Source organism: Candidatus Cloacimonadota bacterium (genome assembly GCA_019429305.1).
In the GTDB taxonomy this organism is placed as follows: domain Bacteria; phylum Cloacimonadota; class Cloacimonadia; order Cloacimonadales; family JAJBBL01; genus JAHYIR01.
In genome coordinates this window covers 81947-106979 of record JAHYIR010000001.1, presented here as the reverse complement: position 1 = coordinate 106979, position 25033 = coordinate 81947, and the positions used below count along the sequence as shown (strand labels likewise).

Sequence of the window (25033 nt, the reverse complement as noted above, 5' to 3'; positions counted from 1 at the left end):
TCACATCCTTATCTATCAAGTGATCTTTTGTAAACCAATTTTTCACATCTTCTACTTTTTAGCAATAAAAAAGGCTGTCCTTCGACAGCCTTTTTTTTATTCTTTCTCGTATTAAGTTTTATTTCGCTACTTCCTAAAACCTAAGACCAATCACTATTATTAAATCACTCCCTGATCTACCATCGCATTGGCTACTTTAATAAAGCCAGCTATATTGGCACCTTTGATATAGTCAATATATCCATCAGGTCTGGTACCGTATTCTTTACACTGATCATGGATAGAGACCATGATTCTGTGTAGTTTCTCATCTACTTCTTCTCGTGACCACTTCAGACGCATACTGTTCTGGGTCATTTCTAAACCTGATGTAGCAACCCCACCTGCATTGGCAGCTTTACCGGGAGCAAACATAACTTTATTCTCTTGTAACAATTCAATCGCTTCAGGAGTACACGGCATATTAGCACCTTCTGTAAGAACTTTAGCACCATTCTTGACCAGATTCTTAGCATCTTCCAGATTAAGCTCATTTTGGATAGCACAGGGCATAGCAATATCAACTGGAACTTCCCATGGTCGTTTGCCGGGAAAGAATTCACAATTGAATTTTTCAGCATAATCAGAAACACGGTCGTTGTTGGAAGCTCTTAGTTCCAGCATGTATTCGATTTTCTCTCCCGTAACACCGTCTTTATCATAGATATAGCCGTCAGGACCGGATAGGGTTACTACCTTGCCGCCGAGATCATTGATCTTTTGACAAGCACCCCAAGATACATTACCAAAGCCGGAAAGAGCGACTGTCTTGCCTTCTAAAGACTCTCCCTTTGTTTTCAACATCTCTTCAGTGAAATAGACAGCACCATAACCTGTAGCTTCAGGTCTGATCAAACTGCCACCCCAGTTTTGACCTTTACCTGTGAAAACTCCTGTAAATTCGTTTTTCAGCTTTTTATACATACCGAACATAAAACCAACTTCTCTGCCACCAACACCGATATCGCCAGCTGGAACATCCAGATCGGGTCCGATATGACGGAATAATTCACTCATAAATGCCTGACAGAAACGCATGATCTCATATTCTGATTTACCCTTGGCATCAAAATCAGCTCCACCTTTACCGCCACCCATTGGTAGGGTAGTCAAGCTGTTCTTGAATATCTGCTCGAATCCGAGAAATTTCAGACTGGAAAGGTTTACACTTGGATGGAAACGGCATCCACCTTTATATGGACCGATAGCACTATTAAACTGCACACGGAAACCGCGGTTGACATGGACTTCACCCTTGTCATTAACCCAAGGTACACGGAACATTATAACTCGCTCCGGCTCTACTATTCTTTCCATAATATTCGCTTTTACAAGTCTCGGTTCTGAAATGTAAACATCCCATATCGTCTCAACTACTTCCTTGACTGCCTGTAAAAATTCAGGCTCCCCCTGATTACGAGCAGCAACTTTGTTCATAAAATCCTGAAAAGTCATTACTTCCTCCGGTTTGTTATTTAATATACCCCTTTTTAATTCTAAAGCTTTATTGTCAAGTTAAGTCGCTTAAAATAAAAATAATAGATAATAGGATCTAAAAACCCCCAGATTTAACTCTAGCGACAGAGTTCGGAATAAATATCAAAAAAACAATTTGCTTTCGATTTACCTTTAGGTTATTATATAGTCGGATATATCCGACTATATAATAACCTAAAGGTAAAAAGGGGGTAATGTTTTGAAAACAAAGAAGATAAAGATACCCAATCATTTAGAGCATCTGCATAATAAAACGATAAAACACTATCTGGAAGCACCGGAGAGTGTTCAGAGATTAGTCAGAATGACCGACTCGATACAAGGGAGATATGGAAAATATGTCTTTCAGTTATCACGTGGCACGCAGCAGATCAAACTCTATGAACCGCATAAGTATAAGAACGACAGAAATACTCCATTACGTATCAGAACGAGAAAGATAGTCAAATTAGCCTGGCAAAATCCGGAACCTAATATTGATGAGAGATTAAGATATCTGTTTCGCAATTATCCTTATTATCTGCTGAAATCGGAACCGGTGAAATTGAGGATGAAAAATTTCTACTTTGACCGTGCTGTGAGGGATAATGATCTGATCAGAATTTATCGGGCTAATGATCCGCAGAACCCAGATCCAGATACTGATCATTTGTATGTTGAGAAAAAGTATGCACCGAAGAAAGAGATCTTGTTTCAATATGAGGATCGTGATGAAGAGTATTATTACGTAGTCAATCAGAGAAATGGGGATATCTCTAATGTCTTGAGATTTGTCTGGCAGGAAGAAATAGTACATGAGGAGTTTAAGGGTTGATAAAAACAGATGAATAAATAGTAGCTAAATAATCAATATAAATGTCATCCTGAGTGTTCTGCACCAAAATAGAATTCTTCATTGACTTCCTCAATCCTTTCCTGAGCTTGTCGATGGATCGGAAATTGCTGGCGCAAGGCATTTTTCTCGTTTGATGGAACTTACCATTTTGGTGCAGAATGTATTAAAGGATAAAGAATATTTTATCACAGGAATATAGTTTGTAATCCCGAAGTAATAGATTCAGGATTATCAGGATGAGAATCATACAAAACAGAGGTTGTAGGGGAAAAGGGCGGTTCTTGAACCGCCCCTACAATGTGTTATTAAGATTTATGTGTATTTATTTAAATAAGAACTATTAGGCTGATTTTACTCTTTCAAGAGATGTGATGCGACAATAGAGCGTTGGATCTGGTTTGTACCTTCGTAGATCTGGGTAATCTTGGCATCACGCATCATCTTCTCAACCGGATACTCCTTCATATAACCATAACCGCCTAAAATTTGCACGGCATCAGTTGTGACCTTCATCGCCATATCGGAAGCGAAGTATTTACACATTGCCGATTCTTTGCTGTATTTTTTACTACCTTCGTCAATCATTTTGGCTGTAGCAAAGACCAAAGCTCTTGCAGCTTCAATCTGAGTTGCCATATCGGCTAACATAAACTGTATTGCCTGAAATGAGGAGATAGGTTTACCGAATTGATTTCTCTCTTTGGAGTATTTTACCGCTTCTTCGTAAGCACCCTGAGCTATTCCGATTGCTTGGGCAGCTACCATCGGACGAGATTTATCAAAGGTCTTCATGGCGATCATAAAACCAAAACCCTCTTTTCCGATGAGGTTTTCTTTGGGGACACGACAGTCTTCAAAGATCAACTCACTGGTAGCAGAAGCTCTGATACCCATTTTGTTCTCTTTTTTACCAAAGGAGAATCCGGGTGTATCTTTCTCAACAATAAAGCAGGAAGCACCACGAGCACCTTTGGTCTTATCGGTCATAGCAAAGACAGTATAAACCTCAGCTTCTCCCCCATTGGTAATCCACTGCTTTGTTCCGTTAAGAACATAATGGTCACCATCAAGAGTGGCAGTAGTTTCAATAGCACCTGCGTCAGAACCGGCATTAGCTTCGGTTAAGGCAAAGGCAGCAAGTCTTTTACCTTCAGCAATAGCAGGCAGGAATTTCTGTTTTTGCTCTTCTGAACCTGATAACAGGATCGGATAGAGCCCTAATCCTGAAGCTCCTAAAGATAATGAAATACCGGCACAGACTCGGCATAACTCTTCAGTGACTATGCAGAGATCGACTACTTTGCCGCTTATCCCACCATACTCTTCCGGAATTAAGATCGCAAACAGATCTGTCTGAGCAAAAACTTCAACAATATCCCAAGGAAAAATTCCCTCTTCATCGTATTTTTCTCTTACCGGTTTGATCTTCTCTTCAGCAACTTTTCGGGTAATCTCCCTAATTTCCAATTGCTCTTCTGTAAAAAAATAATCCATAAAACCTCCCATATCCCTTATTACGTTATTTTTTATCAGCTTTGCCGCATCTGCTCAAACTCTTGACAAGTATCGAGATACGGTGAAACATCTTAGTCAAGAATAGCAGATTTTCATCTGAAGTATAGCTTCTCAGCAAGATATTCTGCAGCTTCTTCTTGGTCATTCTCGGATCACCATTTTCAAAATAGCCGATTTCCAATAAACTATCAATAATCTGTTCGATTGTTTTGTCAACTTTTTCTGTCTTAGCAAGCTTTGATAAAGGCTTCTGGTCATTCAAACCATTGAACAGTTCATAACAAACAATTGCTACTGCCTGAGCAAGATTGAGAGATGGAAACTCGGGATTAGTTGGGATCAGACAGCGGATCGGACAAAGCTCTATCTCTTCATCCTTTAATCCGTAAGTCTCTCTGCCAAAAACAAAAGCAGTCTTACCCCGATAGAGTTCTTGGGTAAAATTACCTATCTCAGCAACATCAAGATCGGTCTTCTTTTTTCTCCCAAACCTTCTGGTAACGGCGATCACATTGTCGATATCTTGGATAGCGGAAGATAAGTCATCAAAGACCTCAATATTATGCATGATCTCTTCCGAATGAACAGCCAGATAATAATCTTCTTTCTGAGGTACAGCTCCCACCAATCGTAGATGCGAAAAACCGAAGTTATTGATCACTCTAGCTGCAGCTCCCACATTACCGCGATAGACCGGTTCTACAAGAATGAAAATAATTTCACTATTATTATGCATCTTAAAACAACAATATCAGACCAAAATAGTATTAAGCAGAAGAGTTACTTGATAGCAGCTTTTACTGTCTTTTCTGTCTCATTGGAAATAGCTTCGATCTTCTCAACTAACCTTTCAGCTTTTGTTGTTACTTCATCACGGAAAGTATCGTCTGTAATTCCCGGCATATTTATCTTAATATTATAAAACGCCCCTTTAGCTGCTGCATTGGCTGTAATGGCTGCTACCCCTGCATCTGACAGGGCATTTTTATTGCCGATCTGAACAATCTGAGCTGCCAGTTCCACAGCTTCCAGAGAAAGCTCAAGAGTTTCCAGAGGAACAAGGATCGCTTGTTTAGTCGCTTCTTGAATCGCTTTGTCTCTTACAGCGATCTCTTCATCTGTTTTCTTAGGTAATCTCATGGCATCCATCAACAAATTGAAACTATCTGTATCTTTATCAATGGCTACGAGTGCTTTATTCTTGATCTCCTGCCCTTTGACTGCTAAATCCTTGCACTTCTGCCAGTGTTTTTCATAACCTTTCTTACCAAATGTAAGGTTGCTGACCATAGCCGTTAAAGCTCCCGACATAGTAGTGCAGAGAGCTGCCACACTACCTCCTCCCGGAGCAGGCGCATCTGTTGATAAGATATCAACAAAATCCTTAATGGTCAGATTGACCAGGTTGTCTTTTCTGGCTATGCTATATTCAATGATCTTTTTATCTATATCGAAGGGGGCTAACTCAGCTAATCCCATTGACTGAATCGCCGTCTCGATGATCATTTCATCAGGAATACCGTCTGTCTCTCCCAATTTTTCGAGATAATACTTACCCGCCATCAACATGGCATCTTTAGGGATCAAGCCGACCAATTCACTACCGGTTATTATCACTCCATCGGCTTGTGCCAGTTCACGAACTTTTTCTAATACCAAATGCGGAGGGGTGATCTTATAATTGGTCAGGTTCATACTGATCTGGGCACGGTTATACTCGTCTATATACCATCCAACTGCCTTACAGTGTGAAAAAAGACCGGATACCATTATCTTGTTACCCACTTCATCCTTCAGCAATTTACCGTTATCATCTCGCTGAGGATAACCTCTTTCACGAATTTTTTTGGCTATTTCAGTAGCTTTCTTTTTATCGCGGGTATTGAGATTTATATTATAGGCAATCAGGAACTCTCTGGCACCAATAGCTGTAGCTCCGGCTCTGCTATTGAATTTCATCGGACCAAAATCGGGTTTCCAATAGGGATCTTTCATCTTTTCTGGTAGAGCTTCATATTCTCCCTTGCGAACTTCTGCCAGATTGCGCCACTCTTCCTTAGTAGCTGCGTATTCATAGAGATAAACCGGGATCTCCAGCTCTTCTCCCACTCGCTGAGCAAGCTGTTTAGCATATTCGACTGCTTCCTCCATAGTTACATCACTGACGGGAATGAAAGGGCAAACATCTGTTGCTCCCATACGGGGATGAGCACCCTGATGCTTTGACATATCGATCAATTCTGCACCCTTCTTGATAGCTTGAAACGCAGCTTCTATTACAGCTTCCGGTTCTCCGACTAAAGTAAAAACTGTTCTATTCGTATCAGCTCCGGGATCGACATCGAGCAATGTAACATTCTTGACCTCTTTGATGACATTCGATATTGCATCCAGAACCTTCTGATCTCTTCCTTCACTGAAGTTCGGAACACATTCCACTAACTTCATCGTTTTACCTCCATAATAACAATTTGTTGTTACTCTCTTTAGTTCAAGGGTTATTCGTCAACCTTTTTTAAAAGAATGATGCATCCACGAATAACCACAAATATTACACTAATTAACACGAACTGATGAAAGTGAATCTTAATTGGTATAAGGAGATAAAGTTTTTTTATAACAAGTGGTTTATTAGTGTTATATGTGGTTATAATCAATGACTTCGTTGAGGATTAGGTTCTGGAAAACAAAAGATTCCCAGACCTGCAAGATCTCCTCTGCCATCGTATTTTGAGCATTCTTAGTATAGGCACCAGTATGCGGTGTAAGATAGACATTATCATAATCCTGAAATGGTAAAGAAGGGCTCGGTTCATCAACAAAGACATCTAAACCGGCTCCAAGGATCTTCCCTTCGTTGATACCTTGGAGGAGAGCTGCTTCATTTACGATACCACCACGGGCAGTATTGATCAACCATACAGGCTGGTTTAATAGTTTTAATGTTTCATAAGAGAAGTAGTTCTCGGTTTCCTTGGTCAAGGGACAGTGATAAGTGATAAGGTTACACCATTTAAGCCCTTCTTGGTAGGAAGTATTTTTGACTCCTCGCTGCTGCCACTCCTCTTCATTTAGATAGGGATCAACTCCTAATACTTCAGCATTGTGCTCTTGGAGATACTTAGCTATCCTGCTTCCTATTCTGCCTACCCCGATAATGAGAGCTTTCAGGTCTTTTACCTCCCAATTTCTCGGGAGATCCTCTTTCCATTTACACTTTATGATGTTTTTTCTCCCCAGCTGGTAGTGCTTGAGTAATGATAGGATAAAAAAAGTAGTATGTTCAAAGGCGGGAATGACATTGGCTTCAGGAGTGTTACAGACTATAATTTCTCTCTTCTTTGCTGCTTTGAGATCAATATTATCATAACCCGAACCTGCTCTGATCACCATTTTAAGATGTTGATATTTTTCTAAGAATTCCTGATCAGCGATCGTGAATGTTTTCACGATGACAATCTCAATTTCAAGTGGATCTACAGTTTCTTTTAAAAAGTAATTCTCCAGCCCTTTTTGCCTTACCAGCTCATCAAACTTAGGGGCTAAAGGATCAATAATGAGAGTTTTCATCTTCTTGACCTGTTAGGAAGCGAAAAGATACATTGCAATAAAAGCAAAAACTACACCGATAGCATTCTTTAGTGTTAAACTCTCTCTGAGGAATATAAAGGCGAGAATTATCGTTATTATAGGATAGAGAGCAGTCAGGGTGACTACTACATAGGTCTTCCCTATTGCTAAGGATTTAAGAAAGAAGAGTGTTCCGATCAATCCGGCAGCTCCCCCTAAAATAGCGAAAAGGAGACCAAGACTATTGAATTGCAGTCTTTGTTTGGAAGAGAGAAGAGCTATGAAACCGACAGCAAGGATACCTATGATCTGATAGATGAGTATTTCCTTAGTCGGCAGGTAGAGGGTAGCTAATTTGGGAAAGAAAGCCCAAAGTCCGTAAAAAAACATTGTGATCAAAGCATAGATCAACCAAGCAGGTAAAAAGGTCATATAACCCCCGATCAAGTCTTCTTATGAGTTAACTTTTCTTTTATTTTATCATAGTTTTTAAAGTGGATCTTGGCAACTTCCTGCAATTTGTCCAGAGAATACTTCTGAACAAAAAGAACTCCTGTCTCCAAACTCTGCTCTCCGGAACCGGCTTTAAAATCTATACGGTACTTTTTCTGTATTTGCTTTAAGGATTCTAAGTAGTGATAGCGAGCAATAATGGAAGCGGCAGCAACAGCTAAATCCTTTTCTGCTTTCGGTACTTGCAGCAGCTCTATTTTATTCAGATCCTTCAAGGTCTTGATCAATTTCTTATCCGTTGTGAATTTATCAACCACAACTTTGTTTTCACCTGTTTTCTCTAATAAATTAAGAATAACTCTGCCATGCATCCAAGCCATTAGCTCATTAAGTTTCTTGTTCTGACCTTTAAATTCAAGGTATAACTTATTATAGGTCACAGGATGAAGTACAACTACACAGATCCGCTCTTTGAAGCTCTTGTAAAGTTTGAGGGCTATAGGTTCTAACATGTTGCGACTGATCAGTTTACTATCTTTAACTCCCATTTTCCGTAATCCGTCCACAATATCTTGATCTGCATAAAAACCGGCTACTACTAAAGCTCCGAAGAAGTCACCCTTCCCTGCTTCATCTGTTCCGAGCCAGCTCTGCCATGAATGAATATTCCCGTCAGAAAAACCATCATTTAACTTGTGTATGATCTCAGCAAGTGATCTCTTTATTCTCTTATTATCATTACCACCAATAACAGTAGAAATACCTTTCTTTTCGGAATAGTAAACATTCAGGGGCAATTGTTCATTATTATCTGAAAACACAAGCTGCACACCATAAGGAATTGTTTTCTCGGAAATTAGTTCCAAACCATCTTCATTGGCGGCTTGGATAAGCTTATTTCTATACTCTTCTAATCTTTGATCTGGTTTTTGACTCATAATACTTGTCTTCTTTTATTCGCTCCAACTATTGATCTTAAGTATTCAAATATCACTTTTTAAGTTCATATTTCCCTCACCGTGTCACCCTGAGTGGCACTTGGAACTTCTTCCTGCTTTTACTAACCAAGTGTTGTATCGAAGGGTAGATGTATGTAAAACTTGTTTATGCACTATCCATCCTTCGATACATCCTTCACCAAAACGGATTGCCTCATTGAGCAGAGTTTTCCATTTTGGTGAAGGACACTCAGGATGAAAATTGATACTAATTCTCACTATATATTATCTTTATGAGTTTTTTATTAACTATTTTAGCTTAGCAATTATAGACAAAGTGCGTTTTCCCATTCTTTCTTTAGTTCCAGAATTTCGACATTGATCAGATCATTGATGACTAAATTACCGCCGCCAACAGTGCCAATGATCTGATAAGGAAAACCGTTCTTTTCACAAATGCTTTTTAATGTATCCAGACTAACAGGAGAGATCGAGCAAATTATTCTGGAATGTTCCTCACCAAATAGTTCAGCATCGGGACGGAACTTAAAATTCATTTTTATTTCTGCACCTAATAGTTTTTCTGCATTAAAACATGATTCGGCTATAGCTATTGCTAAACCGCCATCAGAACAGTCATGAGCAGATTTGATGACCTTCAAACTTGCTAATTCCAGAAATGTCTTATACAGGAGTTTTTCTTTTTCCAGATCAACAGAGGGGGGATTGCCCCGAATGAGATCATGACAGACCTTCAGATATTCCGTACCACCTAAATGACGACAATTATCTCCCAAAAGTATAATGAGATCCCCTTCATCCTGAAAACCGCACTTGATAGCATTGTGATAATCATCAAGCAGTCCGATCATACCTATTGTTGGAGTTGGATAGACGGCACCTTTCGGATTTTCATTATAGAAAGAGACATTCCCACCCGTAACCGGAGTTTCAAAAACTAAACAAGCATCACTCATCCCTCTGATAACTTCAGTAAAAGTCCAATACATCTCCTGTTTATAGGGATTACCAAAGTTTAAACAATTAGTGATAGCAAGTGGTCTGGCACCGGAACAGACAATATTTCGGGCTGCTTCTGCTACTGCTCCCTTTGCCCCTTCATAAGGATTTAAATAACAATATTTCCCGTTACAATCAACTGTGGCAGCTATTCCCTGTCCGGTCTCTTTTATTCTGACTACTGCAGCATCAGAACCGGGCTCCACTACCGTATTGATCTGCACCATATAGTCATATTGTCTGTAAATATCTCTCTTGGAGCAGATATTGGGAGATGAGATGAGTTTCTTCATTGCATTGTTCAGATCCTGTGGTATTTCAATCTCATCTTCATGGAATTTATTAACTTGTTCTAAATAAGCGGGATATTTAGTTTCTCTATTATATACTGGGGCATCGCCTCCTAATACAAGCATTTTAGCAGGCAATTCTGCTTTAATATCACCATGCTCTTTGACACGCAACATCCCGTCTGAAGTGACTACACCAACCTTAACGGCATGTAGATCCCATTTCTGAAAAACTTGTTCTACTTTAGCAAATTTCTCCGGTTTAACTATGAGAAGCATCCTTTCCTGTGATTCGGAGAGCATTACTTCATAAGGGGTCATTCCCTCTTCCCGACGAGGTACTAAAGAGATTTCCAATTCAATCCCTGTACCCGCCTTACCAGCCATTTCACTTGACGAACAGGTCAACCCGGCAGCACCCATATCCTGAATACTCTCCACTAACCCGAGTTCTATGACTTCTAATGTCGCTTCAAGGAGCAATTTCTCCATGAAAGGGTCTCCAACCTGTACTGCAGTTCGACTCTCTTCGGATTCTTCAGTTAATTCCACGGAGGCAAAAGTAGCACCATGAATACCGTCCCTGCCTGTATCTGAACCGACATAGACGACATAATTACCGACCCCTTTGGCACTTGCCTTCATCAAATTACTATGCTTAAGGATCCCTATTGCCATAGCATTAACGAGTGGATTACCTTCATAAGAATCTTCAAAATAGATTTCTCCGCCTACTGTCGGTACCCCAAAACAATTACCATAATCAGCTATACCAGAGACAACCCCTTTGAGAAGATACTTTACCTGCGGATTGTTTATATTACCAAAACGAAGAGAATCTAAAACAGCTATAGGACGAGCACCCATAGTAAAAATGTCTCTCAAGATCCCCCCTACTCCTGTAGCAGCACCATGATATGGTTCTAAAGCGGAAGGATGATTATGGCTCTCAATTTTGAAAGAAACTCCTAAACCATTTCCGATATCAATAACTCCGGCATTCTCTTCACCGGTCTTGGTCATCAGATGTTTACCTTCTCGAGGCAGTTTCTTTAAATATTGAATGGAATTCTTGTAACTGGCGTGTTCTGACCACATTACCGAAATAATCCCTAATTCAGTAAAAGTAGGTTCTCTGCCGATCTTTTGCAGGATCAGTTTGTATTCTTCTTGATTAATACCATGCGATTTGATCAATTCAGGAGTGATTTGAGGTTCGTTCATATCTCCACATCTTCAGGTTTTATTTTTGCTAATTCATACAGGGTAACTAACTTCTTGCTTCGTAAAATAAGCTTATCCGCTAATATATCTATATATTTCTTGATTAACTGGTAGGTATTGACATATTTTTCCATATCCTGTCTGAAAGGGTCTTCCACATCACCTTTAGAACCGCAGAAACCGGATAGTGTGAAAACCTTATGTTTACAGGCAGGATATGCCTTTAGTATCAGGTTACGATGATCTTTTTCCATTGTGAGAATGAGCCAAGCTTTACGAATCAGATCCTCATGTAAATGTTGAGAATAATGCTCTCCGGCATGAATACCATCATTATTTAATACAGAAAAAGAGTGAGATGAAATTGCTACGGTAACGGGAATAAAACCAGCAGATGCAGTTCGGAAAGACAACCCTCTTTGTTTAAAAATATGGCGAGCATAATACTCGGCTAAAGGACTGCGACAAATATTCCCGGTACAGACAAAGAGTACCAACGGTTTATGATAAGACTCCTCCACTTCTTTAAAAGGTATAAATCCTTCTCTGTGGCAGGTCAAATTGTTATTATCCGATTCAACTATTGTTGAAGGAGCTGATCTATGTTTCATATCTTTAGAAGAGAGGATAGCAAAATCAAACCAATCTAATTTGCGGATAACTTTAAAGTTCTTTAACGGCTCTTCTCCCGGTCTATTAACACTTGTGCTGACAACCGGTCTGTTAAGCAATCTGATAAAATAGCGAAGATACTGACTTTCTGGCACTCGGATAGCTAATTTACCATTTAGCATTAAATGTTCATAATCTTTACTATCAATAACTTGCAGGCAAAGGGTTAAATTACCAGGTTGATATTGCTCTAATAAGAAAAGTGATTTAAGATCTATCTTTAATTGAATCGGTTTAAAATTATTGCCCGGAATTCTGACCTCTCTTTCTCCATCGGTCAAAGAAAGAGCTGAAACACTGGGTAAAAGCACTATAAAACCCTTATTATCAGGGCGTTCTTTGTATTGCTTTATTCTCTCAATAGTATTCTTATCATCTGCTTTGCAACCAATACCGTACATATAACCGGTATGGTGCAGAAAAGAAAAACTCAGATCTTTGTACTTTTCTGCTACTTCTACCAGTTCTTTACGAGTATTGTCATGATACATATCCATTTGATGTCACCGACTTGCCTGTTTTATCAGCAGCATAAATTCAAAAGCTGCTTATGTGTAAACAAAAAAACAATTGAAAAGTATTTATATTACTCTAAATATGTTAGAGGATCTACAGGAGTTCTTTCTCTCCTCAATTCGAAATGAAGCATGTAGCTGTCAGAATTATTCTTCCTTCCTGTTATGGCTATTGGTTGCCCTAAAGATACTACATCATCTTTTGCTACTAAAAGATTTCCGTTATTGGCATATAAAGAAAAGTAACCATTATGGTGATCAATAATAACTAATCTGCCATAATTTCTGAATAATTCAGCAAAGACTACTACTCCAAAATCTACAGCTTTAACCTCCAGTGGTTTATCAACCTCAATATCTATACCATTGTTAAGCAGTATTACATTGTAATATTCGTCACGAATCTCTCCGAAATTGTTTATTACCTTTCCTTTGACAGGCCAAAGAAGTTTGCTGGTGGTAAATTGATAACTGAATTGCGTATCTAACTGCTCAGACTGGAAATGAGTTATGAGATTCTCTAAGCTCTGCCGGCTCTGTAATAGCTCTTGAAATTCTCTATTTATTTCCTGCTCTTGTTGTTCCAAAATTACTATTTGATTATTCAAATTACTGATCTCATTTCTATAACCACTTACTGTCTGATTTTCCCGATTTCTTTCTGTCTGTACTCTCTTCTGTGATCTTTGAGTCTGTTCTACATTTTGTTTTATATGTGCCAAGAGATCACTATTTTCATCAATAACTTCTTTCGTTTGGTTGATCATTATCGGAAAGTACTGCCTATCAACAATGTTATCCTTAGAATGACCATTTTTTTGATGAGTTAAGTAGAAATAGTAGATCTGTTTCTCCCATAATTCGCGGGTTTCGTTTAACTTAGACTCAGATTGCTCCATTCTTCTTCGAGAAGCTTGTAGTTCTCTACTTAGCTCTCTTTCTTGAGCTGATAAATTATCCAACTTCCTTTGAGTTGTTTGATATTGTTGCTCGTAATTCTCTTTGTCACGACTCAAATGATCTATCTCTTCCTGAGTCCTCTCTATCTCATTTCTTTTCTGATCTATCTGTTGTTGTATATACTCTAACCGCTTAATTTTGAGATCCAAACCCTGAGCCAATAAAGAAAAAATCAGACTCATTAAGACAATTATGACTATAAATCTCTTTATCATTAGATCCCTGCTTAGTTTCAATTATTTATTGCTATGATTTTGTTTAGAATAATAGCATAATTGTCAAGAAGAAAGATGCTGACTTGGTAGCAAATGTTTTATAATTAAGCAATTATGCTAAATCATTCTTATGGTGACATCTTAGATCAGCAAAACCAACAAACCCGCAAATTCAGTTGATATTCTACAAAAAGATTGACAACTAACGAAAGGTTCGGATATACATATCCTGTTACAAAGTTTGAACTTACAATATTGGAGCTGGAGACGGAATATGAAAGTGCAGATATTGAAACAACCTGTTATGTTCAGGGTTCTTTATGCCTTAATTCCTATCACATTATATTCTGTCTTTCTTTTTGGTTGGCGGGTCTTAGCAGTCGTAATAACTACCAATCTCGCTGCTTTCCTGAGTGAATACGTCTTTGTCCGCAATAAACCGAACGGTAAAGTAACTTCTGCGGTCTTTGTCACCGGAACTCTTCTCGGTCTCATCTTACCACCCACTATTCCATTATGGATGGCAGCAGTAGGCGGGATCGTAGCAATAGTTTTCGGCAAAATGATCTTCGGTGGTTTCGGCATGAATCTTTTTAACCCTGCTATCGTCGGCAGAACTTTCCTTTATGTAACCTTCGCCAATTATATGACTGTCAGATGGGTTACCCCTTTTACCTCTTTACCGGGTGGTTTTGCTGCTTATTCTAATCTTGATAACATCACTTCAGCTACCCCCTTAGTTACAGACAAGGTATTCAGTTTACCTCAAATATTTACGGGAATGATCCCAGGCTCTATCGGCGAAACTTCAGCCCTGCTGATCATCCTTGCCGGTATATATTTATTGCTGACTAAAACAGCCAAATGGCAGGCAATGCTCTCTACATTTCTCAGTTTTTTACTGTTTACGATCATCTTCAATTTTGGAGTTAACCCTCTACAATATCTCTTTAGTGGCGGCATACTTTTCGGCACGGTCTTTATGGTCACCGATCCTGTCTCTATGCCCAAGAATAAATATGCCATCTGGATCTTTGGACTCTTGATCGGTTTCCTGACTGTCTTTATCCGTAAATTTTCACTCTGGAGTGAAGGTTTTATGTTTGCCCTGCTTTTGGCTAACTCTTTTATGCCTATCATAGAATATGGATTGACATCTAAGAAAGCTCCCGTCAAAGAAAAGGGATAATTTATGGCTGAGAAAAAAGAGAAAAAGAGTTTTTCGGAAACACGAGTATACCCGATCATCTTTATGATCATTGTCGCTCTCTTTTTCGGGAGCATATTGGCTGTATTTTATCATAGCACCACAGAACGCATTCAAGAGCAGCGTGAGTTAAGACTGAGATCTGCTATCCTTGCTCTCTTCGATCTCCCACTCGATGATATTCAAGAATCTTATGAAAGATATATAATAGAACAAGAAACCGCTCAGCTTTTCTATTACATAGCTCAAGCAGATACCTTAACTTTGGGATATTGCTTCCCGATATCAGGCACCGGTCTCTGGGGCGGTATATCTGCTCTATTGGCTGTCAATAACGATTTTAATGAGATCATCGCTTTTCATATTCTTGATCAGAATGAAACTCCCGGCTTAGGTGGCAGGATCACAGAAGAGAGTTTTCAAAATCAGTTTGCTGATAAGGAGTTTATTATTGAAAATCGGATCATCGAGTTCAGATTGGTATCAGAGAACGAACCGACAGAGAGAAGGGAGGTTAATCAGATAACGGGAGCAACGGCTTCCAGCCAGGCAGTAGTATCAATGATCTATCGTAATCTAAGGCAAATCAGTCAATTACTGGAAATATCTTATGAATAAGAAAGAGATCTTTATCAACGGTGCATTGAATGACAATGCTATCTGGCGACAGATTCTCGGTATCTGTTCTGCACTGGCTGTAACTAATCTCATGCTCAATAGTCTGGTCATGGGGTTGGGTGTTATTTTCACTTTAGCACTCTCCAGCTTCACTATCTCGATAATCAGAGATTATACCCCGCGGCGGGTAAGAATGATGGTGCAAACACTGATCATCGCCTCTTATGTGATCATGGTAGATATTTTCCTGAAAGCGTATTACCCTGACATGAGTCGTGCTCTCGGACCTTATGTCGGCTTGATTATTACCAATTGTATCATAATGGGGCGTGCTGAAGCTTTTGCCCAGAAGAACAATCCCTTTAATTCCCTCATTGACGGAGTAGCTGCCGGTGCCGGATATACTCTGGTCTTGCTTCTTATCGCTTTGGTTAGAGAGCTGATGGGCTTCGGCTCGATCTTTGGTTTACAGATACTGGGTGATTGGTGGGTCTCTTGGTCAATAATGGTGATGGCTCCGAGTGCCTTCTTTGTTCTTGGCTTACTGATCTGGTTTATTAATTACCGTTATTATAAGAAACCTGCCTAAGGAGAATCATTATGGATATAAACCCGCTGGTCATCTTTATGGCTGCTATCTTCACCAGTAATATTCTTCTGACCAATTTTCTCGGTATGTGTTCTTATCTTTCGGTTTCGAAAGAGATTGAATCTTCTGCTGGACTTGGTATGGCAGTTTTCTTTGTTTTGACCCTTACTTCGGCAATTAACTATATCGTTTACCACTATATACTTGTGCCAATGGATCTGATTTATCTGCAGTACATAATTTTTATTATCGTAATTGCTGCCTTTGTGCAACTTACCGAGCTCATAATCGAAAGATTCTCACCGGTACTTTACTATACACTTGGGATCTTTCTCCCTTTGATCACAGTCAACTGCGCTATACTCGGTGTTTCTCTCTTCATGATCATTCGTCAATACTCCTTTATTCAAGCGGTTCTTTATGGAGCCGGCAGCGGTATAGGATGGTTACTCGCTATCCTTGCTTTAGCCGGGATCAGAAATCGTTTAAAAGAGAAGTATTTACCCCAAGGCATGAATAATGCTGCTATTAGTCTCATTATTACAGGTATTATGGCACTTGCCTTTATCGGATTCTCCGGTGTGGCGATAATTCAATGATACTGTCTTTGCGGAGTAGAGGATAAATGCTTAGCTTAATCATAAACAATGTCGTGATCTTTGCCGGTATCGGTGGTTTTCTTGCCTTACTCCTCGTCATAGCCGACTATTTTCTCGCTAATTACGGAGACTGCCAGATCGATATCAACGGCAAGAAAAAGCTAACCGTTAAAGGAGGAAGTTCCCTTTTGAACTCACTGGCAGAAAACAACGTCTTTATCCCCTCTGCCTGCGGTGGAAGAGGCACCTGTGGTCTTTGCAAAGTCAAGGTTAAAGAGGGTGGCGGACCGCTACTACCAACCGAACGTCCCTATCTGGATGCGGATGAATTAAAGAACGGAGTACGTCTATCCTGTCAGGTCAAAGTAAAAGAGGATATCATCATCTCTATTCCTGAAGCCCTCTTCTCGATCAGAAAATTCAAAGGGGTTGTAGAGACAATCATAGATTATACCTATGATACGAAAGGTCTTGTTATTAAATTAATTGAGCCGGCCAAGATAGATTTCAAAGCGGGACAGTATATTCAATTAGAATCAAAAAAATATGCCAAATCAAAACAGGTTGTCAGTCGTGCCTATTCTATGGCTAATTGTCCGGAAAACAACAATGTTGTTGAACTGATCATTCGCCGAGTTCCAGACGGGATAATGACTACTTTCGTACACGATTATTTAAAGAAAGATGATGAACTTTATTTAACCGGACCTTATGGAGATTTCTTTATTCGGGATACTGACACTGATATGATCTTCGTTGCCGGTGGTTCTGGTATGGCTCCTTTCAAGGGTATTATTGAAGATCTCTATAAAAAGGAAAGCAAGCAGCATATAGTTTACTTTTTTGGAGCTAGAACTACTGAAGACCTCTTCTTGGTGGATGAAATGAAAGAATATGAGAAGAAGATGGCGGATTTCACTTTTATTCCTGTTATTTCACAACCGGAAAAGAGTCCGGACTGGAAGGGAGAATCGGGATATATCCCTCCCCTGTTGGACAAACATATCAGAGATCCCAAAAATACTGAAGGTTATCTCTGCGGTAGCCCAGCACTCATTGCTTCCACAGAGAAGAAAATGAAAGAATTAGGTATCGAAAACGTCTATTACGACAGCTTCGGTTAATTATTACCACCTCTTTTTTTAAACGGCGTAACCTATTCGTTTAAAAGAAGATATCAAAATGAATGTTATTCATCTTATGCTGTTACTCAATGACCTTAATTGTTATGTTTGATAAATAGTAAACCGGTAGTTGAAGAGATATTCAGGTATTGAAAAAGGAGATCTTATGAAACAAACACCAAATGAAAAAACAATTCAAGAGAGACTCAAGCCGGGTGTTATTACACTCGACGGTTTTCTGGGAGAGGATAATCGTCATTATCATGATATTATAAACGAAGATATGGAAAAGCTCAAATCCCTCAATATAACCAAAGAAGATATTGCTGACCGTATGCAATACTTCACCGACTTAGCTCTGATGAATAACGATGAAGAGGCAGTTATCGATGATATATATAAAGTACACTATCTCACAGAAAGGGGAAAGATCGTCTCTCCTTTTATGGATAGAGGTTTAATTGCCAAAGGATCTATAACCCTTCATAACATGCAAAATGACCTCAAGGTTTGCTGGACTCCCCTTAATATCTCTATGATCCGCAACCACGGTTTCTTCGAAGGAAAAGGGGCAACTCACCGCTTAGAACCGGAGATCCTCGTTAAGGCGATCTTCTGAACTTTACTGTAGCCATAATCAATCTATTAGTCTTTTCATCATTAATCTTTTGTTTTCTTTTTTAACTTTTTAGTCAATTAAACAGATATGTTTAATCATAGACAGAACCAGACTTCATATCTATGTAGGGGCAATTCAGGAATTGCCTTTTTTTTATGAATGATGAGTGTTTCTCTTTTATAGCCAAAATCCTCTCTGTTTGCTCAGTCATACCTGTCTTTCTTAAATAGTTGGTGCATGGGGGGCAATTCGTGAATTGCCCCTACAACGCATTATCAAACCGGTAGTATAATTTATTCTTAAATTAGTTACCAGACTTGTTGTATCTACTATTCATGGTATAAAGATTACATGCAGAGTCTTTAGGAGATTACTTACTTTGCTGTTTTCAATCTTATCTCCCTGTCTTTTGTGTCTTCGTGGTAATTTCTTCTTCGAAGCTATCCTCCCGATAGACTCGCTTCTCGCTCCTGAGTACAAATAACTACATCGCTCATATCTCATGACTAATTTGCTTCCTCATCACTATGTTATTCTTGACAGTTTAAAGCTCTCTACTGAATCTCACTATGAAACAAGCAAAGGAGATCTTTTATGAATATAGTGATGATTGTGCCAACCGGTATAGGTTGTGAGATCGGTGGTCATTGTGGTGATGCTGCACCGGCAGCTCGTCTTTTGGGAGCATGTTGTGATAATCTTATTCTACACCCGAATGTCGTCAATGCTTCGGATATAAACGAAATGCCCCCCAACAGTCTTTATGTTGAAGGAAGCCAGCTTGATCTCTTTTTGGAGGGGAAGGTCTTTCTGCAAAAAGTTATGTCCAATCGGGTTTTAGTAGTAGTCAATAAAGCTGATTATCAGTCAATCAATGCTGTTTCCGCTGCTCGTACATCTCTGGGAATTGATGCAGAGATACTTGAACTAAATAAACCTCTTCGCATGATCGCCCAAATGAAAGATGGCATAGCTACCGGTGAAGTTGAAAACTGGCAGGAACTAGTAGCTCAGGTAAAAGGGTACGACTTTGATGCTCTGGCTATTGCAACTCCTATAACCATCGATAGAGAGACACTTGAACACTATTTCGAACATGGAGGTGTCAATCCTGTCGGTGGTGTTGAAGCGGTTGCTTCCAAACTAATAGCAGAGGCAATTGGCAAACCTGTCGCTCATGGTCCCGTTGACTATGCCTTAGAAGGGCACAAAGAGGTCGTAGATCCTCGCATGGCTGTCGAGATCATAACAGAAAACTTTATTCATTGTATCTTGAAAGGATTGCATAGAGCACCCAGAATAAGTAAAGAACGTGGTATGAGTGTTAAAGATGTAGATGTCATGGTTTCGCCCTACGGCTGCTTTGGACGACCTCATAGAGCTTGTTTGGCTGCCGGCATTCCGGTAATAGTGGTCAGAGAGAACAGAAGTTGTCTAGATATCCCTGAACAGGAAAAGTTTATCTATGTGGAAAACTATCTCGAGGCAGCAGGTCTGATCATGTGTATGAAAGCCGGCGTTCAACCCTCCTCGATCAGACGACCCATAGCACCAACAAAAGTAAAAAACCTATCATAGTAGTATGATTTGTCCTCTACTTAGAAGAAATCCATAATTGATAAAGTGAAATAACTTATAACATTGTCACCGGAATTGCATTGGGAATTTCATAATTTTCCGCACCTTACCACCCTGAGTAATTCGGTGTTTTGCACGTTCCACACCACTGTCACCCTGAGTGATTGACGTAGTCAATTGTATCGAAGGGTGAATTGATCAATAAGTCGGATAGAATACCTTATTCCTCGATACATTCTGCTGCAGGAAAACAAGAAGTTATCGGCAGAAAACTCAGGTTGACAACAATTTAAGATCAAGTGTTATAGTGTTTATATCACTTTCTTCATCTACTCTCTCTATGGGGGGAATCAATAGGGAAACTATCTCTTAAAAATCGTATTGCTGTTGTAGTCGCTATAACCAAATAAAACTTTTTCTCTTCTGCTGCTATTTCTGAATATCCGGGTTCTTCAACAATAGCTATTTCTTCCCACTCATCAGCATAAGGATCATTAGATGAATACACATAGTATGAGTTTGCTCCTGCTATAGCTTGCCAGTTAATAAAAACATATCCTTCTGCAATTTCTATCTCAAGATTTGGTGCAGCTATTTCTTGTATAAATGGTAAAGCTTCAACAATATTAGATGGATCAGACTCCCCTTCTAAATATACGGCAGTAACATAATATGTATATATTGTTCCATTCACAACATCTGTATCAGAGAATTCATTACCTTCAACTATACCGATAGTCATAAGTGTACCATCACGGTAGGTATGATACCCTAAGAGGTTTACTGCTCCTGAAAAGTCAGGTTCATCCCACGAAAGATTTACTATTCCGTCTCCTGCTTCTGCGACAAGATTTTCAGGTGAAGGTAACTCAAGTCCTATAAACTGTAGCCTTATCTGCGGTTTATAACCAACTACATTTGCAGTTACTACATCTACCTGACTTACAGTATCACTCCAGGAATATCTATAACCATTCGGAATGTTAAAGACCCTTTGCTGTCCGGAAGCATTCCAGTTAGGAACAAGAGCAAATGCTGTATCAATCAAGATATTATCTACTCCGTTCCAGCGAAATGGTTCATTTAATTCAATCATATCCCAACCACCTGGTGTTGGAGTATAAGAAGCTATGACCTGAGTCATTTCAAACGGTCCATTATCGTGAGAACTGGCATTCACAGCATCAGTATGTTTAATTCTAATATTAAAAGAGGGTAGAGCATAGATTGGAGCAGCATGTACATAAAAGCCAATACTTGTTAAGTCCCCTATACCTTGAAATCCAGCCAGATTGATATCTTCGGCAGTATAAACCATCTGTCCACGCTGACTTCTGTAATAGATATTGATCGGTGCTGCTTGATTATTTGCATTGACTGACATACCGGAACCTATCTGCAATAAACCCGGTTCTCCATCAAAAGGAGCAGCTATAATAGTATTAGAGGGTCCTGATTCTGCTTCATCATATACTGCTGTAACATAATATGTATATGTTACATTATTTACCAACCCCATATCAATATAAAAGGTCTCAACATACGGTTGGTCATTAATAATAACATTATTACGATAAATGTTATAGCCAAGAACATTCCATGATGAATTAGGATCATTCCATGATAATGTCACCTGACTATTTCCGGGATATCCTACCAGATATTTTGGGGGGATAGCATCATATAGTCTCATGCTGGCTGCTTGATGAATGACTTTGTTTCCATCGAAAGTCTGGATAATTACTATTGCGTGTGCCTTTGCCAGATCCCACCATGTATCGATATTGAAAGTATGGTTATACTCTCCTGTCTGACCGACAGAGGTTAAAGGAAAAGTTTGTTCATTATATCTGATAACCGAAGCAAAATAATCTCCAGGTTGTTCGGCATCAAGATTATAAGAGACAATAAACAGAATCTTGTTATTAGTAGTTGTTATACCAGCCAACATCTCAGCATTAGCTGTTATGACCAACTGATTTTGATCAGTAACTTCGAAGTCGAGATCAAGCTCTATGGGACTCTGATTGATTACTACTTGGTTATACCTTTGAACATAATTGGAATAAGTGGCGGCCCCACCACCAAGATAAGTTAAATAACCTCCCCACTGACCATGAGGAATACCGCTTACTCCATATAATCCAGTTCTTGGGGAATAATTAGGACTAGGATAAGGACCATCTTGTTGCCATAATAGGGGAATTAAAAACTCAAATTCATCACTCTGTTCGTACATCTGACGCAACGCCGACCGCGCTGCAGGACAATATACGCACCACGTTGCCGTGAATACTTCTCCGACTACATATATCTGCGTTGCTAACAGAGATGCAGCCAGAGCCATAATCCAAAATAGGATCAGATACTTCTTCATAAAACCTCCTGCAATTATTCAAACTGAATTTACCTACTATTTTTATAGCTTTGACAATAAGTTAAGATCCTCGAGAATCATAACATTCAATAAATGTCAGGTCATTCAAACTCTATGAAACTTCCTATCTGACAATAAAAAACACATCATTAAATTTTAGTCAGAAATAATCAATGTTCGCATTTATTGTCAAACTTTTTTTTAACTGCTCTCATTAGTAAAAAAAAAGACAGGTGAAAACTTCGATTCACCTGCCTTGATATTTTGACAATAGTTTGCAGTCTAATTGTTCTTAGATTATTTTAGCAATATCATCTTCCTTGAGGAGACATATTTGCCTGAAACCATTCTATAGAAGTATATACCACTGCCAACATTCAGACCTGAATCATCTCTACCGTTCCAAATAACGTTATGATAACCACTCTCAAAGTTGCCATTGACCAGAGTTCTGATTTTTTGACCTGAGATGTTGAATATCTCGATAGTCACCTCACCTGCTTCCTGCAGCGAGAATTGAATAGTGGTTTCCGGATTGAATGGATTAGGATAGTTAGTTCTAAGCATTGTTACTAACGGGTTCAGAGTGTCATCACTAACATCAGTCTCCTCTTCCGGTGTTGCTTCTACACTGTTGGATGGTTCAGATTCTCCTTCAACATATACGGCAGTCACATAATAACTGTAGGTTATTCCATTCTCAACATCTGTATCTGCATATTCGTTCTGTTCAATTATACCGATAGCCAATTGTGAACCATCACGGTAAACATGATAACCTAAAAGCAGTACCTCTTCAGAATACTCTGGTACATCCCATAAGAGATCAACAACACCGTCTCCTGCTTCGGCAACCAGATTTTGTGGAGCCGGTAGTTCAGGAGGCGGTTCTTCACCGATAAACTGAAGTCTGATCTGCGGTTTATAACCAACTACATTTGCAGTTACTACATCTACCTGGCTTACAGTATCACTCCAGGAATATCTATAACCATTCGGAATATTAAAGACCCTTTGCTGTCCGGAAGCATTCCAGTTAGGAACCAGATCAAATGCCGTATCGATCAAGATATTATCTACTCCGTTCCATTGAAAAGGTTCGGTTAATTCGATTATATCCCAACCACCTGGTGTTGGAGCATAAGATGCTATCACCTGAGTCATTTCAAACGGTCCATTATCGTGAGAACCGGCGTCAATAGCAGCAGTGTGTTTGATCCTGATATGGAAAGATGGTAGGGCATGAATCGGAGCTGCATGGACATAAAAACCGATGTGAGTCAACTCACCTTCACCCTGAAATCCAGCTAAATTGATCTCGTCAGCGGTATAAACCATCTGACCTCTCTGGCTTCTGTAATAGATATTGATCGGCGCAGCTGCTGTAGTACCATTTATAGCTGTGCCTGAACCTATTTGAATCAGACCCGGTTCTCCATCAAAGGGGGTAACGGCTACTATATTAGAAGGTCCTGATTCTGCTTCATCATATACTGCTGTAATATAGTAAGAATAAGTTACTTCGTTCTCCAGACCTGTATCAATATAAGATGTCTCTCCATGTGGTTGGTCATTAATTACAGCATCATCACGATAAATATTATAACCAAGAATATCCAACGCAGTATCGGGAGCATCCCATGATAGTGTTGCCTGACTATTACCGGTATACCCTACCAGATTTGCCGGTGCAACTAGCTCAGAAAGTCTAACACTTGCTGCTTGGTGAATTACCTTATTGCCATCAAATGTTTGGATAATTACAATTGCATGTGCTTTTGCCAAATCCCACCATGTATCGATATTGAAGGTATGGTTATACACACCTGTTTGACCAGCAGAGGTTAGAGGGAAAGTTTGTTCATTATATCTGATAACCGAAGCAAAATAATCTCCCGGTTGTTCGGCATCAAGATTATAAGAGACAATAAACAGAATCTTGTTATTTGTAGTTGTTATACCAGCCAGCATCTCAGCATTAGCTGTTATGACCAACTGATTTTGATCAGTAACTTCGAAGTCGAGATCAAGCTCTATGGGACTCTGATTGATTACTACTTGGTTATATCTTTGAACATAATTAGGATAAGTAGCATCGCCACCACCAATATAAGTTAAATAACCTCCCCACTGACCATGAGGAATACCGCTTACTCCATATAATCCAGTTCTTGGGGAATAATTAGGACTAGGATAAGGACCATCTTGTTGCCATAATAGGGGAATTAAAAACTCAAATTCATCACTCTGTTCGTACATCTGACGCAACGCCGACCGCGCTACAGGACAGAATCCGCACCACGTTGCCGTGAATACTTCTCCGACTACATATATCTGCGTTGCTAACAGTGATGAAGCCAGAGCTATAATCCAAAATAGGATTAGATACTTCTTCATAAAACCTCCTTCATTTATTTAAGCTAAACTAGCCTATTTTTTTACTTGGCATCCATGATTCTTGTTTCCAAATCATGTGCATATAGTAAATGCTTGTTAATCGAAACTCAATGAAATTAACTGATATTCCAACCAAAAGACAAACATTACTATTCTAGAGAATATAATCAAAGTACTAATAT

20 protein-coding genes are annotated in these 25033 nt (G+C 39.3%); 8 read left to right on the top strand and 12 right to left on the bottom strand.

Annotation, left to right across the window (positions count from 1 at the left end):
• Window positions 1–159: 159 nt before the first annotated feature.
• Window positions 160–1494, bottom strand: a complete 1335-nt coding sequence (gene gdhA / locus K0B81_00465; protein ID MBW6515071.1) for an NADP-specific glutamate dehydrogenase — start codon at window positions 1492–1494, stop codon at window positions 160–162.
• Window positions 1495–1735: 241 nt separating this feature from the next.
• Here gdhA and K0B81_00460 point away from each other — a divergent pair, with 241 nt between their 5' ends.
• Window positions 1736–2350 (top strand): hypothetical protein, encoded by a 615-nt coding sequence (locus K0B81_00460; GenBank protein MBW6515070.1) that lies wholly within the window; start codon window positions 1736–1738, stop codon window positions 2348–2350.
• A 372-nt stretch (window positions 2351–2722) separates the two neighbouring features.
• On the opposite strand, the gene K0B81_00455 is transcribed toward K0B81_00460, so the two are convergent.
• The 9 genes from K0B81_00455 to K0B81_00415 all read right to left on the bottom strand — a co-directional run bounded on the left by K0B81_00455 (window position 2723) and on the right by K0B81_00415 (window position 13743).
• Entirely contained in the window at window positions 2723–3865 is a 1143-nt protein-coding gene (locus K0B81_00455) for an acyl-CoA dehydrogenase family protein (protein MBW6515069.1), read from the bottom strand.
• Window positions 3866–3890: 25 nt separating this feature from the next.
• The gene (locus K0B81_00450; protein ID MBW6515068.1) at window positions 3891–4622 is read right to left on the bottom strand and encodes a TrmJ/YjtD family RNA methyltransferase; all 732 of its coding nucleotides are present in this window, start codon (window positions 4620–4622) and stop codon (window positions 3891–3893) included.
• 44 nt (window positions 4623–4666) lie between these two features.
• Window positions 4667–6334, bottom strand: coding sequence for a glutamate formimidoyltransferase (gene ftcD, locus K0B81_00445; GenBank protein MBW6515067.1), 1668 nt, complete (start codon window positions 6332–6334; stop codon window positions 4667–4669).
• 189 nt (window positions 6335–6523) lie between these two features.
• Complete coding sequence (locus K0B81_00440; GenBank protein ID MBW6515066.1) at window positions 6524–7456, bottom strand: hypothetical protein; 933 nt, start codon at window positions 7454–7456, stop codon at window positions 6524–6526.
• A gap of 12 nt (window positions 7457–7468) precedes the next feature.
• Window positions 7469–7888 carry an EamA family transporter gene (locus K0B81_00435; GenBank protein ID MBW6515065.1) on the bottom strand — a complete coding sequence of 140 codons (420 nt, stop codon included), beginning with the start codon at window positions 7886–7888 and terminating at the stop codon, window positions 7469–7471.
• Between the two features lie 11 nt (window positions 7889–7899).
• On the bottom strand, window positions 7900–8847 hold the full coding sequence (locus tag K0B81_00430; GenBank protein ID MBW6515064.1) for a ribonuclease HIII: 948 nt from the start codon (window positions 8845–8847) through the stop codon (window positions 7900–7902).
• Between the two features lie 326 nt (window positions 8848–9173).
• Window positions 9174–11381 (bottom strand): phosphoribosylformylglycinamidine synthase subunit PurL, encoded by a 2208-nt coding sequence (gene purL / locus K0B81_00425; GenBank protein MBW6515063.1) that lies wholly within the window; start codon window positions 11379–11381, stop codon window positions 9174–9176.
• Window positions 11378–12550 (bottom strand): Sua5/YciO/YrdC/YwlC family protein, encoded by a 1173-nt coding sequence (locus tag K0B81_00420; protein MBW6515062.1) that lies wholly within the window; start codon window positions 12548–12550, stop codon window positions 11378–11380. Before K0B81_00420 ends, purL begins: the two co-directional genes overlap by 4 nt.
• A gap of 89 nt (window positions 12551–12639) precedes the next feature.
• The gene (locus K0B81_00415) at window positions 12640–13743 is read right to left on the bottom strand and encodes a peptidoglycan DD-metalloendopeptidase family protein (protein ID MBW6515061.1); all 1104 of its coding nucleotides are present in this window, start codon (window positions 13741–13743) and stop codon (window positions 12640–12642) included.
• Between the two features lie 274 nt (window positions 13744–14017).
• On the opposite strand from K0B81_00415, the gene K0B81_00410 reads away from it, so the two are divergent.
• The 7 genes from K0B81_00410 to K0B81_00380 all read left to right on the top strand — a co-directional run bounded on the left by K0B81_00410 (window position 14018) and on the right by K0B81_00380 (window position 20077).
• Complete coding sequence (locus K0B81_00410; protein MBW6515060.1) at window positions 14018–14932, top strand: RnfABCDGE type electron transport complex subunit D; 915 nt, start codon at window positions 14018–14020, stop codon at window positions 14930–14932.
• Window positions 14933–14935: 3 nt separating this feature from the next.
• Window positions 14936–15568: an FMN-binding protein gene (locus K0B81_00405; protein MBW6515059.1), complete on the top strand. Its 633-nt coding sequence runs from the start codon at window positions 14936–14938 to the stop codon at window positions 15566–15568.
• Entirely contained in the window at window positions 15561–16157 is a 597-nt protein-coding gene (locus K0B81_00400) for an NADH:ubiquinone reductase (Na(+)-transporting) subunit D (protein ID MBW6515058.1), read from the top strand. The genes K0B81_00405 and K0B81_00400 overlap by 8 nt, the downstream gene beginning before the upstream one ends.
• An 11-nt stretch (window positions 16158–16168) precedes the next feature.
• On the top strand, window positions 16169–16756 hold the full coding sequence (locus K0B81_00395) for an NADH:ubiquinone reductase (Na(+)-transporting) subunit E (GenBank protein ID MBW6515057.1): 588 nt from the start codon (window positions 16169–16171) through the stop codon (window positions 16754–16756).
• 26 nt (window positions 16757–16782) lie between these two features.
• Window positions 16783–17880: a 2Fe-2S iron-sulfur cluster binding domain-containing protein gene (locus tag K0B81_00390; protein MBW6515056.1), complete on the top strand. Its 1098-nt coding sequence runs from the start codon at window positions 16783–16785 to the stop codon at window positions 17878–17880.
• Between the two features lie 166 nt (window positions 17881–18046).
• On the top strand, window positions 18047–18499 hold the full coding sequence (locus K0B81_00385; protein MBW6515055.1) for a hypothetical protein: 453 nt from the start codon (window positions 18047–18049) through the stop codon (window positions 18497–18499).
• A gap of 594 nt (window positions 18500–19093) precedes the next feature.
• Window positions 19094–20077 carry a DUF3326 domain-containing protein gene (locus tag K0B81_00380; protein ID MBW6515054.1) on the top strand — a complete coding sequence of 328 codons (984 nt, stop codon included), beginning with the start codon at window positions 19094–19096 and terminating at the stop codon, window positions 20075–20077.
• A 325-nt stretch (window positions 20078–20402) separates the two neighbouring features.
• Here K0B81_00380 and K0B81_00375 read toward each other — a convergent pair whose 3' ends face one another.
• Together K0B81_00375 and K0B81_00370 are read right to left on the bottom strand one after the other, a co-directional pair.
• Complete coding sequence (locus K0B81_00375; GenBank protein MBW6515053.1) at window positions 20403–22454, bottom strand: fibronectin type III domain-containing protein; 2052 nt, start codon at window positions 22452–22454, stop codon at window positions 20403–20405.
• A 297-nt stretch (window positions 22455–22751) separates the two neighbouring features.
• Window positions 22752–24851, bottom strand: coding sequence for a T9SS type A sorting domain-containing protein (locus tag K0B81_00370; protein ID MBW6515052.1), 2100 nt, complete (start codon window positions 24849–24851; stop codon window positions 22752–22754).
• Between the last annotated feature and the right edge of the window lie 182 nt (window positions 24852–25033).